This is a genomic window from Vibrio olivae (assembly GCF_042428525.1).
Taxonomy (GTDB): Bacteria; Pseudomonadota; Gammaproteobacteria; order Enterobacterales; family Vibrionaceae; genus Vibrio; species Vibrio olivae.
In genome coordinates this window covers 1,145,007-1,157,096 of sequence record NZ_JBHMEP010000001.1, presented here as the reverse complement: position 1 = coordinate 1,157,096, position 12,090 = coordinate 1,145,007, and the positions used below count along the sequence as shown (strand labels likewise).

At 46.3% G+C, this 12,090-nt stretch carries 10 protein-coding genes and 1 pseudogene; all 11 read right to left on the bottom strand.

The genetic code is table 11. The features are described from left to right. Positions 1 to 6 precede the first annotated feature (6 nt). The gene (locus ACFFUV_RS05315) at positions 7 to 969 is read right to left on the bottom strand and encodes a glycoside hydrolase family 43 protein (RefSeq protein WP_390190270.1); all 963 of its coding nucleotides are present in this window, start codon (positions 967 to 969) and stop codon (positions 7 to 9) included. 53 nt (positions 970 to 1,022) lie between these two features. Continuing rightward, a complete protein-coding gene (locus ACFFUV_RS05310) occupies positions 1,023 to 2,018 on the bottom strand; it encodes a LacI family DNA-binding transcriptional regulator (protein ID WP_390190268.1) in 996 nt (331 codons plus the stop codon). Positions 2,019 to 2,056: 38 nt separating this feature from the next. Beyond that, positions 2,057 to 3,370, bottom strand: coding sequence for an extracellular solute-binding protein (locus tag ACFFUV_RS05305; protein ID WP_390190267.1), 1,314 nt, complete (start codon positions 3,368 to 3,370; stop codon positions 2,057 to 2,059). A gap of 104 nt (positions 3,371 to 3,474) precedes the next feature. Further along, positions 3,475 to 4,374, bottom strand: a complete 900-nt coding sequence (locus ACFFUV_RS05300) for a carbohydrate ABC transporter permease (RefSeq protein WP_390190265.1) — start codon at positions 4,372 to 4,374, stop codon at positions 3,475 to 3,477. A 5-nt stretch (positions 4,375 to 4,379) separates the two neighbouring features. Then, positions 4,380 to 5,255, bottom strand: a complete 876-nt coding sequence (locus ACFFUV_RS05295; protein ID WP_390190264.1) for a carbohydrate ABC transporter permease — start codon at positions 5,253 to 5,255, stop codon at positions 4,380 to 4,382. Next, positions 5,252 to 6,352, bottom strand: coding sequence for an ABC transporter ATP-binding protein (locus ACFFUV_RS05290; RefSeq protein WP_390190262.1), 1,101 nt, complete (start codon positions 6,350 to 6,352; stop codon positions 5,252 to 5,254). Before ACFFUV_RS05290 ends, ACFFUV_RS05295 begins: the two co-directional genes overlap by 4 nt. A gap of 308 nt (positions 6,353 to 6,660) precedes the next feature. Further along, the gene (locus ACFFUV_RS05285; RefSeq protein ID WP_390190260.1) at positions 6,661 to 7,446 is read right to left on the bottom strand and encodes a peptide ABC transporter ATP-binding protein; all 786 of its coding nucleotides are present in this window, start codon (positions 7,444 to 7,446) and stop codon (positions 6,661 to 6,663) included. A gap of 113 nt (positions 7,447 to 7,559) precedes the next feature. Next, positions 7,560 to 8,549: pseudogene (locus tag ACFFUV_RS05280) on the bottom strand (peptide ABC transporter ATP-binding protein); the annotation flags it as partial. Then, on the bottom strand, positions 8,549 to 9,436 hold the full coding sequence (locus tag ACFFUV_RS05275) for an ABC transporter permease subunit (RefSeq protein ID WP_390190258.1): 888 nt from the start codon (positions 9,434 to 9,436) through the stop codon (positions 8,549 to 8,551). The gene ACFFUV_RS05275 and the pseudogene ACFFUV_RS05280, both read right to left, overlap by 1 nt. Further along, a complete protein-coding gene (locus tag ACFFUV_RS05270; protein ID WP_390190257.1) occupies positions 9,423 to 10,385 on the bottom strand; it encodes an ABC transporter permease in 963 nt (320 codons plus the stop codon). Before ACFFUV_RS05270 ends, ACFFUV_RS05275 begins: the two co-directional genes overlap by 14 nt. Beyond that, complete coding sequence (gene sapA / locus ACFFUV_RS05265) at positions 10,386 to 12,002, bottom strand: ABC transporter substrate-binding protein SapA (RefSeq protein ID WP_390190256.1); 1,617 nt, start codon at positions 12,000 to 12,002, stop codon at positions 10,386 to 10,388. It abuts the gene before it with no gap. Positions 12,003 to 12,090 lie beyond the last annotated feature (88 nt).

Below are 12,090 nucleotides of genomic sequence, written 5' to 3'. Positions count from 1 at the left end.
TCTGTTTTATCCTTCAAACTCAATTTCATTTTGCGGCGAGCCGAAAATAGGTAAACCGTCTTCAGACCAAAGCACAGGCTGAATACAAGCGTGACGGTTTGGATCCCATAGAGGGTCTCCCTCAATGCCTTTATAGTTGCGCGCATGATAAATCATATAATCACGCTGACCGTCTTTGCTGGTCGTAAAGCTATTGTGGCCAGGGCCATAGATGTGCTTCTCTTCATCGGTGACAAAAATTGGCGACAGCGCTTTGTGCCAATTGGAAGCGTCCAATAAGTCAGCATTTTCATCAATAGACAGTAACCCCATGCAATAACGTTCATCGGTTGCACTTGCTGAGTACGTTAGGTAGATGCGTCCGTGACGATGTAAGACTGCAGGGCCTTCGTTGACCAAAAAGCCTTGCACTTCCCAATCAAATTCCGGTTTGGTTAATAGCACAGGTTCACTTGACAAATGTGTTGGTGAATCCATCGTGGCGATATACAAGCAGGAGTTACCTGGAATCACCGCATCTTTCTGCGCCCAGATGTAATACCATTGACCGTTATGTTTATAACACGTGGCATCTAAACAAAAACTGGCGAGCCCGCTATCGACTTGAGTGGGTTCGCTCCATTGACCCTCTAACGGGTTATCGGCTTGAGTCGTGATGGCGTACATGCGGTGCTGAAAAGCATTATCGACAATTTCACGATTTGGCGCGGCGGCGAAATAGATAGCCCACGTGCCGTCAATATAGTGAATCTCTGGTGCCCAAATTAGGTCTGAATATGGCCCGCTACTGGGTTTGTGCCATACATCAACGATCTCATTGGTCGTGGCCAGTTCGGCCAAGTCTTGAGCGCGGCGAAGTTCAAGGCGATCATACTCAGGGACTGACGCCGTGAAATAGTAATAACCGTCGCTGTGCAAATACACAAATGGGTCTGCACGTTGTTCAATGAATGGGTTGGTTAAACTCATTGGGGCTCCTAGCCATGAAATCATGGTTTGTTTCTATAAAAGTAATTCCGACATTAAGTGGACTCTCGGCACACTAATTCACCTTCTATTTTCATCAAAAGCAGTTCAGGTGATGTCGGGGACAGCAAGGTTTCGACGGCGACACGGCCCATTTCATCGTAGGGAAGGTCGACCGACGAGAGAGAGGGCGTCAGTTGGCTGGCCAAAAGTTGGTTATCGTAGCCAATGACGGCTATATCCTCAGGAATCGTTAGGTTTGCGTGAGTAATGGCTTGGTATGCGCCTAAGGCCATTAAGTCACTAGCACAAAAAATCGCATCCGGTCGAACGCTGTCGTTGAGCAGTGCTTGGGTTTCTAGATAGCTTTGTTTTACGGACCAGTTTCCTGGTTTGATCCAAGCTTCATTGACAGGAAGATCTGCATTGGTCATCGCTTGGCGAAATCCACGAAGGCGTTGAACAGAGGAGTCTGCCCAACTTTCACCCGTTATCATCGCAATGCGTTGATAACCGCTGTCAATCAGGTGTTGGGCCGCATGGTAACCACCAAGAAAATCCGAGGTTACGACACTTGGAATGGTCGACGTTTTTGCTGTATGTGTGCAATTGAGCATTAATACGGGCAAAGAGGTGGGCAGCGCATCATCGATTTCAGTGGGTGTATTTAACGCGTAAATCAAACCATCAAAATTACCGTTTAAGATGGTCTCTAGCATGCAGGTTTTTAACTCTTCGTTATCTTCGTAGTCAAAAACTGTCAAAATAGCGTCCAGTTCCCATGCACGTACTTTCGCAGCGCTAAGCGCATTGATGAAAGGGTCATGCATGTTCATGCTATTAACCAGTAGAGCGATGCGCCGATGTGATTGAGCGTGATAAATGTGGGCGCGCATTTTGTAGCCCAACTCTTTCGCTTTATTGATCACTTTATCGCGAGTTTCTTGCGATATTTTCACGCTGTCAGAGCCGTTTAAAATAATTGATACGGTGGGTTGTGAAACGCCAACCGCAGTGGCGATATCTAACATTGTGACTTTTTTCTTACGCATAGCTCTACTTCTGTTAATCGTATTATATGAACATGGATTTAGAGGTTTGCGAGCATATCGTTGATGCGGCTTTCCGCATCCGCTAACGCTTCATCAACGGGTTTATTGCCCATGATTGCGGCAGCCAGTTCTTCGCCAATAATGTCCTGAATCGCCCATTGACGTTTAACGCCAGCAGGCAGGCCGCGACCTGTCTGGGTGATCGACAGAATCTCTTGACGATGAGGAAGTGACAAGAATTGATCATCATCCAATACACTCGCAACGCTCGGTAAATGACCGGTACGCGACCATTCTATGTCATTGTCTGCAAAGAATTTAAATAGTTTTGCAATCGCGGCATCTTTTTCATCAGAGCGGCGTTGATTCGGTACAACCCAAGAGTGACCATCCACATAATGGGCTTTTGCGCCATCAAACAGCATCGGGTAGGGGGCAACATCATAGCTGTTGTACAGTGGGCTGCTTTCTTGGTGCGATTGTTCATCATAGGTACCAAGTAGCCAGTTACCATTGAGTAAGATTCCGCCTTGACCATTACTAAACGCTGAGACCGTAGCTGGGTAGTCCATATTTTTGGTCGTCAGGTTTTGCTCATAAATGGTCTTGAACAGATTGACGATGTTCTTGGCTTCTGGGGTTTGCAAAGAGATTTTGTTCGCATCATCAAAGAAGCCGCTGTTTTGCTGGAACATGTAGGTGTAGAACATGCGTGCATAGGCCGCGGTTTCATTAGATAAGATTTGAATGAAATACGGTTTGCCTGTGGCATCTTTAAACTGCTTGGCTTGAGCCAGTAATTCTTCTGGCGAGTTGGGTAGAATAGCGTTACCTGCGTCATCAACTAATTTGGCTTGTTTCATCAAGTCCATGTTGATGTGAAACAGCATGGTCCAAGTATCAATCGGCAGGCCATAGAAATGTCCTTCACGCGTCACGCCATTCGTGGCGGTTGGCGTAAACGTCGACTTATCAATGTTGGCTGTGGTCAGAAAGTCATCAATAGGCACGATTAAGTTACGTGACTGATAATCGGAGATAACCGAGTTATGCATGGTGACCACATCTGGCGGCGTACGTGATGCCATTTGCGCGGTGAGCTGATCATATCCTGGCCATTCTACGGTAGAGACATGCACTTCAATATCTGGATTTTCTTTGTCGAATTTATTGAGTAAGGTTGTCATGATGCCGCATTCACCGCTTGATGAAGCCACATCAGTCGATTGACCATACTCTGCTTCACACGCCCCAAAAAATCGCTGAATATTGAGGTCGGTTTTGGCTTGTACGGCGCCAGCAGAGAGCAAACAGCCGACTGCGAGTGACAGAGTTGATAAGTAGGTTTTCATAGCAAAGCCTTTTGTTATCGTTAATTTTTGCCTACCAGTGATGATAGGCATTCACGTTTTGGGTGCTCAAACAGCAGAGCGTGTTAATTATTATTTGCTTGTCATCATTGTTTGACTGCGCCGCCAGCAACGGCTGTCACAATGTGTTTTTGGAAGAAGATGTAAACCAAGATAATCGGAATCGCCGAGAAGATGGCTTGTGAACTCAAAAAGCCTAAGCCTTCACTTTGTGCAAAGTTGGTCTGCGACGAAGCGATACCAATGGTGATGGTATACATTGACTTATCGGTCGCAGAAATTAGCGGCCAGAAATAGTCATTCCATGATGTTAAGAAGGTCAAAATGGCCAATGTTGCCTGAGCTGGAACGGTCAATGGCAGTAACACTTTCCAAAATATCTTAAATTTAGAGGCGTTATCCATGATCGCTGCTTCATCGATCTCTTTGGGGATTGCTTTAAAAAACTGAGTCATAAGGAACACGCCAAACGGCGCAGAAAGCCCAGGAAGAATTAAGCCTAAATAGGTGTTGTGCAGCTGAACTTCACTAAATAGCTGGTGGCGCGCAATGATTACCGCTTGTTCTGGGACAGCAAGTCCCATCAACACGATGACGAACAGGACTTTTTTGCATGGAAAGTCCAAGCGAGCAAAAGCGTATCCGGCCAATGACGATAGTACGAGTACCCCCAGTGTCATGCAGCCGGATACGACTAAACTGTTCATTAGCCATTGAAAGACCGATGAGTTGTGGAAAATATCCACGTAGTTTTGCAGCGTATACGGGAAGCGAAATACCGCATCCGTTCCAAGCATCAGTTCTTGGTTGTTTTTAAGACTTAGCCCAACCATCCATAAAAATGGCGCCAGCATAATGAAAGACATCACGATGGTGAGCCACAAAATGGCTTTGGATGTTTTATGTTTATTTGGGTTATATGTATGAGTCTGAGGCTGGTCAGACGATGGCACGCGTGGTGCAGATGAAACTCTCATTTCGCTCATAATCCTTATCCCTTCTTACGGCTCATGGCAAATTGCGCAAGGGCGGCGATTAGAATAATCACAAACAATATTTGTGATGCAGCCGCAGCCATACCGATATCCCAGCGACGGAAGCCCGCGTCATATATGAACATGACAATCGAACGCGATGAGTTGTTGGGGCCTCCATTGGTCATCAATAGTGCCTGACCAAACAGTTGAAATTGCATGACAATTTCGATGATAGTCACCAATATGATGGTGCGAGTTATCGATGGCAGTGTAATACGGTGAAACGTTGTCCATTTACTGGCATTATCGAGTTGAGCCGCTTCGTACAGCTCTTTTGGAATCTGCTGTAACGCCGCAGTGAATAAAATCATCGGCAGACCGAGACACCACCAAATGGTGGCAATACCGATCGAGTGCAATGACCAATCTGGGCTGGATAAGAACGGAATCGGTTCGAGGTTAAACCAACGGAAAACCATCGCCATAAAGCCATCATTGGGGATAAAAATAATTCGCCAAATGAGAGTGACAACGGTGACCGATAGAATCGTCGATGCAAAGAAAATCCCGCGTAGCACATTGGCAGTGCGCGTTTGTTGGTTGAGCGCCAACGCAAGTAACAGGCCGATAACCACCAAAATAGGCACAGTAAACAAGACGAAGTAACACGTATTCCAGACGGTTTGCAAAAAGATTTTATTGCTAAATAGGCGCTCGTAATTACTGAGCCCGACAAATTGCCCAGGACCAAATAAATCCACCTTTTGAAAGCTAAGATGAATACCCCAAACGAGTGGAATGGCAATCATGGTGACAAAGACAAATAAGTAAGGGGTAACAAATAAAAAGTTCCCCCAACGTTCTCGAGCAGACCTCGCTTCCTGAATCATACTCGGCCTCCGTGGTAGGCACGGCCTTGTGAGTCAAACAAATGTATAGACTCAAGGTCAATGTTCAATCCAATCGCTTGGTTAAGTTCGATAAGCTCTTTACTGCTTGCTTCGGCGATGATCATTTGCCCGGTAGAGAGTTCAACGTAGACCAAGGTTCTGTCACCGAGACGTTCAATAAAGTTGACCACACCGGTGGCGTGGCAGCGAGCATCTGCAGCCGTCACGTAAATATCTTCAGCGCGAATACCCATTTCAAACTTATCATCAAATGGCAGGGCATCTGCACTGACTGTGGTTGCTAGAGGCTCAAATGGATCCACATGGATGAGTGCTCGGTCATGTTGTGAAACAAGACGCTCGACGGGTAAGAAGTTCATCGCAGGAGAGCCAACAAAACCCGCGACAAATTTACTCGCTGGGCGCTGATAGATTTCGATTGGCGTACCAATTTGTTCTATCTTGGTTTGATTGAGTACCACAATTCGGTCGGCCAATGTCATGGCTTCGACTTGATCGTGAGTCACGTAAATCATCGTTGCGTTCACGCGTTGGTGAAGTTGAGCCAATTCGATACGAGTTCGGCTGCGAAGCGCGGCATCCAAGTTTGACAGTGGCTCGTCAAACAAAAAGGCGCTTGGCTCACGAACAATCGCTCGCCCAATCGCTACCCGTTGACGTTGCCCGCCCGACAATTCTGCCGGTTTGCGTTTCAGTAAATGTTCTATTTCTAAGATGCGCGATGCTTCGCTAACGCGCTTGTTGATCACTGCTTTTTCTGTACCTATGTTTTTTAAACCAAAGGTCATATTTTCTTCGACGGTCATGTGCGGATAAAGCGCATAACTTTGAAAAACCATAGAGATATTGCGACTACCAGGGGCTAAGGTATCGAGACGATGGCCATCCATCCAAATTTCACCGTCGCTTAAATTCTCAAGTCCGGCAATCATGCGAAGTAGCGTCGATTTTCCACAGCCAGATGGACCAAGGAAAACGATAAATTCTCGTTCGTTGATATGGAAGGTAATGTCGTCTAAAACCTTTGAGCCATCAAACGCTTTGGTTAGATTTTTGATCTCAATTGATGAAGCCATAGGTTCTTCCTTGTTCGGTTCTTTGTAGGGTTTTATGAGGTTTTATTGTTTTGAATAATACTATTACTAATAATATTAGCTGAGAATGGTTGTTATATAGAAAAGACAAATAGTTCACAAAATGAACGGCGAGGAATGGCGAATCTATCGGCTCAATCACAAATTGATGAAAGTCGACCATTGGGTTGATGGCTGAGTTTCATCAGTTCATAACTATGAGTGATAGTGCGGATGGCAAAGCGCCCAAGGACAGTGACTTGGGCGCGGTTTGATGTGGACGCTTATATGCTAAGGAGTAGGGGAAACGCTTATTTCACCATTGGTGCTTTATTGAAGTGGCTATCAATCATTCGTTGGGTAATAGGGTGCTGAGGGTTGGCTAATACTTCTGCTGTCGCACCGGCTTCCACCACTTTGCCTTCGTGCATCACCATCACTTTATCGGTGATGTGTTTAATCACTCCAATGTGCTGTGAAACATAGACAAAAGACACACCCATTTCTTCCTGTAGTTCTAAAAAGAGGTTAAGAATCTGCGAACGCATGGCCATATCGAGTCCATTAAGGGCTTCGTCGGCTACGATGATCGATGGCTGAAGAATTAAAGCTCGAGCTAAGCACACACGCTGTTTTTGACCTGTGGCCAGCATTTGTGGATAAAAGTAAGCATGTTCAGGCAGCAAGCCCACTCGAAGTAAGGTCTCTTTGACCCGTTTCGTTCGCGCTTCGTGGCTCATACTGGTGTTTCGAATCAGTGGTCCTTCAAGGATTCGACCTATTTGAATTCGCGGATTGAGCGAAGTATTGGGATCTTGAAATATCATTCGAATCAGCTTACAACGTGTCGAATAATCTTTATGCTCAAGCAGCTCACCATTCACGCGAATCTCACCTGATGATGGCTCAATGACTCCCGCCAACATCCGTGCCACTGTTGATTTTCCAGAGCCATTTTGGCCAATGAAACCAATGGTTTGCCCAGCGTCTAAACTGAAATTGACGGGTTTGACTGCGTGATGAATTTGCTTACGAAATAAGCCGGGGCGGGTAATAAAATCTTTAGATAACCCCGCGACTTCTAACAGACTGCTCATGCACCTTTCTCCGTTATGGCTGCTTTATCGCTGACCGGTTTACTCTCTAGAGGCTTTTTACCCATGCCGCGTTTTTCAATTGCTTTTTTATCACTAACTTTTTTGTCACTGACCTTCTTTTCAGTATTGAGAGGAAAATGACAGGCAAACTTATGATTTTTAATACGCTGAGTACGCGGGCTCTCCACACATTGGCGTTGAGCATAAGGGCAGCGCGGGCCTAGACGACAACCAATCGGCAGGTGCTGCAACGGTGGAATCGAGCCAGGAAGCGATTGTAGTTTCTGCTTATGAGGGATACTTTCGTCAAAGTCGGGCATCGCTTTGAGTAGCGCCGCAGTATAAGGATGCTTAGGTTTTGCCATGATCTTTTTCGTATCTGCCGATTCCACCGACTGCCCACAATACATAACCGTAATGCGGTTTGCCCATTGGGTGATGGTGGTTAAGTCATGTCCAACCAGCATAATTGTGGTGTTGTCGATCTGATTCATACGACTAAGCAAGCGCAAAATTTGCGATTGGGTGATTGGATCAAGGTCGTTCGTTGGCTCATCGGCGATCAAAAGTTTGGGCTTAGCCGCAATCGCCATTGCAATCATGACTTTTTGACATTCACCATCGGTTAACTCATACGGATAACTTTTCATGATGCGATGGTGATCTTTGATGCCCACTTTATGCAATAATCCTTTCGCTTGTTTCCGACGCCATTTAAAACGTTGCCACCACTTGCCAGCAAACGCGCGTGATGGAATGGATTCAATAAGCTGACGGCCCACTTCTTCCGAAGGGTCTAAACAGGTTGATGGCTCCTGAAAAATCATGGCGACATCGCGAGCAATCACACGGCGGCGCTCGCGGGGAGTAAGCTGCAACAAATCAACGTTGCCTAGGCGCATGCGGTCAGCCGACACGCGCCAGTTATCTTTCATCACGCCAACAATGGCTTTGGCAACCAAACTTTTGCCCGATCCAGACTCACCAACCAGCCCACGGATTTCGCCTTCGGTCATGGTGAGGCTCATTCGGTCAACCGCTTTCATCAAGCCTTGTGGGGTTTCAATTTCTATCGTCAGATGACGAATGTCCAACAATGCCATTATTCGATTCCTGCGTTTAGCGCGCGTCTGACGCCTTCACCAACTAAATTGATGATAATTACGGTAAACATGATGGCGAGCCCCGGAAGCGTTACTGTCCACGGCGCTAAGTAAATAAGTTCAACAGAGTCACCGAGTATCGCTCCCCACTCGGTGCTTGGGGCTTGGGCGCCCAAACCCAAAAAACCAAGTGCAGTGATGTCGAGTATGGCAATGGTTAAACCTAAGGTGATTTCTGACGCAATGACCACCAAAATATTTGGGAAAATCGAGTTCCACAGTAGATAGAGATCATTGGCGCCATCTAAGCGGGCGGCCATGATGTAATCTTTCTCTACTTCACGGTGCACGGCCAAATAGACCGAGCGAATGAAACGCGGAATCAGCGCAAGGCCTATCGCCAGTAAGATATTAAATTCCCCAAAGCCGAGGAAAGCGACAAAAATGATCGCCAGCAGCAATGAAGGAATAGACATTACCGTATCGAGCAGGTGGTTTAGCGTGCTCGACAGCAAGCCTTTGGTCATGCCTGCTAAAATGCCGATCGAACAACCCACTAATGCTGCAACCGCGGTGATGATGACGGCGGCGCCAAAGGTTAGGCGTGAGCCATCAATTAAGCGCGACAAAATATCGCGGCCTAAGTCATCGGTGCCCAAAAAGTAATCGACGGTACCCGCAGGATTCCAAGATGGCGGCAGTAAAAGCTCACCTGACTGCATCTGCGGATCATTCGGAGCAATCCACGGTGCGGCAAGCGTGATCAGCACAATAAGGACTAAGCACCACAGGGCAAACATCGCCATGCTATTGGCACGATAGCTGCGCCAAAATCGCTCAAACTGAGTGGGAATATGCTCTTCCTGGTAAACACTATTTGTTAGCATACCATTCCTTTCTCACCAATGGGTTGATGATGGCGCCAATCAAATCGGAGAGTATGTTGGCGGTTAAAACCAGTGTCGCAACGACAATCACGCCGGCTTGAATCGAAACATAATCTTGGTTGGCTAAAGCATCAAGGAGCCAGCGTCCAATGCCGGGCCAGTTAAAAATCGACTCGGTCATAATCGCTAAGGTTATCATGGTCGACAGTTGAACCCCAATTTTAGGGATGATCGGCGGAATAGCGTTTCTAAGCACATGTTGAGTGACAATTTCGTACGTCGAGAGACCTTTAATACGCGCGGCGCGAATGTAGTTTTGACGCATCACTTCAGCAACTGCGGTTCGCATTTGACCAATCACTTGGGTGGTTGGCGTCAGTGCTAAAACCAGACACGGTAACATTAAATGTTCGATAACACTTTTTAACGCGTGGGCGCGATATTCACCCTCGGAGATAAAGGCATCAATGATCGAAAAACCGGTGACGTGTTTGAAGTCGTAGAGGAGATCATAACGACCAGAGACAGGAAAAACTTCGAATTTGAGTGAGAAGAACATGATCATCATCAGCGCAAACCAGAAGATGGGCGTCGAGTAACCGGACATCGAAATGAATGAAATAATATTATCAATCCATTTACCTTGCTTCATGCCGGCAATGGTACCGAGTGGAATGCCCACCAACAGCGACATAACAAACGCGATCAAACATAACTCAAGCGTTGCAGGAAAGACGACTTTGAGTTCGTCAACGATCGCCACGCCATTTTTATTCACGCCGAAATTTAGCTGCAGCAGTTCACCGAGGTAGCTTGACCAACCTTGCCAGAAGCCAATTTCATTCCAGTGTGAACTTGGGTCGAGTCGTAGCAAACTGAAACCGACCACGGTCAATATCAGCAAGGTGATAATAAACAGGTTAAAACGTCGAATAGCGTACAAAACCATTTATTTAACCCTCTCTACCAAATCAAACGGCTGAGCGTTGAAAGGGCTGACGCGGAAACCCGTTAGTGTTTTTGAATGGGCGCGAAATTGCATCCCGTGACTGAGTGGTATCACCGGAAAACTCTCGTTCAGTATGTTTTGAGCTTGTTTATACAAGTTAATGCGGTAACGCGTTTTATCGACTTCTAACGCGAGATCGAGTAGGAAATCAAAATCAGGGTTACACCAGCCTGCAATATTAACGCCTGCGTTGTGTGAGTAACAAGAGAGCAGCGGGCGTAAAAAGTTATCTGGGTCGCCAGTATCGGCAATCCACCCAGTGAGATACAGGTCGCTATTGGTTTGCAGCGATTGCTGGCGGTCAAAACGGTCGTCTGTCACGATACGTAGCTGCACACCAACATCCGCAAGGTTTGATTGAATTAGCTCAGCAGTCTTTCTCGGGCTTGGGTTATAAGAACGAGGCTCCAAGGGAACAGACATTGTCAGCTCTAATCCTTGCTCATAACCTGCTTCACGCAATAAACCAATTGCATAATTCCGGTCGTAGCGAATTTGGGTATTTTCACGTTGATAGGCCCAAGAATCGGGCGGAAGTAATGAATAGGCTTGGGTGCCGGTACCGTAGTACACCGAATCGAGAATATTTTGACGATTAATGGCGTAGTTTAACGCCTTACGCACGCGAACGTCATTGAGCGCAGGATGTGAGGTATTAACCGCAATAAATGAAACGTTCATGGTTGGTTTGGCCGTCAATTCAATGTTATCACTGGCTTCAATGATCGGAATCTGGCTTGAAATCGGGGAACTCAGCACATCACACTCGTTACGCAGTAATTTCGCCAGTGTGCCAGTACCTCGGTGAGAAATATCAAACACCACTTGCTGCATCAAGGCAGGTTGTTTCCAATAGCGGTTGTGACGTTTGAGGCGAACTAAGTCGTTGGCTTGGTAATCTTCTAGATAGAAAGGCCCAGTGCCGACGGGTTTTTCATCAAGTTGCGGTTTTTCGTCGCGTAATTCCAATTGCGTCGCATACTCTTTGGAGAGAATGACGGCGTGGCTGGTCGCGATATTTGATAAAAAGCTGTTATCTGGGCGACTAAGTGTGAACTTAACTTGATGTTCAGACAGCGCTTCTACCTTGGTCACCAAATTTTGAAAATCAATGCCGTAAAACCAAGGGTAAGTGGCATTGCCAGTATGGTGGAAAGGATGATTTTCATCAATGATGCGTTTAAAGCTAAACACCACGTCATCGGCATTTAATGGACGAGTCGGCGTAAACCAGGCGGTGTGATGGAATTGCACGTTATTACGTAGGGTAAACGTATATTCAGTACCCGCATCATTCACTGTCCACTTAGTGGCAATATTGGGTTGTGGCTGATAAGACGTGGGATCGAGCACTAATAATGTATCGAAGAGTTGAGGGCTCAAGGTTTCCGATGTAATGCCACTGTCGACCAGTTGTGGATTAAAGGTTTCCGGACCAGCTTGGCCACAAAACACAAAGCCAGTTTTTCTGATTTCACTATGGTCAATCTCTTTACCACAACCAGCGAGCAAGCTAAGGCTAAAAATACTTAGCGTCAGTTTTACAAAAGCTTTCATAGAGAGCTCAAATTCATTTAAACAAGACATAAGGCATGAATTCCAGATGCCTTTGGATCAGAGTAATTTACCATTTTTGCTATTGTGA

What these genes read in the sequence shown, in the direction of transcription:
- ACFFUV_RS05270 (WP_390190257.1), bottom strand. Translation starts at nt 10,385, where the DNA reads ATGGTTTTGTACGCTATTCGACGTTTTAACCTGTTTATTATCACCTTG.
- ACFFUV_RS05310 (WP_390190268.1), bottom strand. Translation starts at nt 2,018, where the DNA reads ATGCGTAAGAAAAAAGTCACAATGTTAGATATCGCCACTGCGGTTGGC.
- sapA (WP_390190256.1), bottom strand. Translation starts at nt 12,002, where the DNA reads ATGAAAGCTTTTGTAAAACTGACGCTAAGTATTTTTAGCCTTAGCTTG.
- ACFFUV_RS05275 (WP_390190258.1), bottom strand. Translation starts at nt 9,436, where the DNA reads ATGCTAACAAATAGTGTTTACCAGGAAGAGCATATTCCCACTCAGTTT.
- ACFFUV_RS05285 (WP_390190260.1), bottom strand. Translation starts at nt 7,446, where the DNA reads ATGAGCAGTCTGTTAGAAGTCGCGGGGTTATCTAAAGATTTTATTACC.
- ACFFUV_RS05290 (WP_390190262.1), bottom strand. Translation starts at nt 6,352, where the DNA reads ATGGCTTCATCAATTGAGATCAAAAATCTAACCAAAGCGTTTGATGGC.
- ACFFUV_RS05315 (WP_390190270.1), bottom strand. Translation starts at nt 969, where the DNA reads ATGAGTTTAACCAACCCATTCATTGAACAACGTGCAGACCCATTTGTG.
- ACFFUV_RS05305 (WP_390190267.1), bottom strand. Translation starts at nt 3,370, where the DNA reads ATGAAAACCTACTTATCAACTCTGTCACTCGCAGTCGGCTGTTTGCTC.
- ACFFUV_RS05295 (WP_390190264.1), bottom strand. Translation starts at nt 5,255, where the DNA reads ATGATTCAGGAAGCGAGGTCTGCTCGAGAACGTTGGGGGAACTTTTTA.
- ACFFUV_RS05300 (WP_390190265.1), bottom strand. Translation starts at nt 4,374, where the DNA reads ATGAGCGAAATGAGAGTTTCATCTGCACCACGCGTGCCATCGTCTGAC.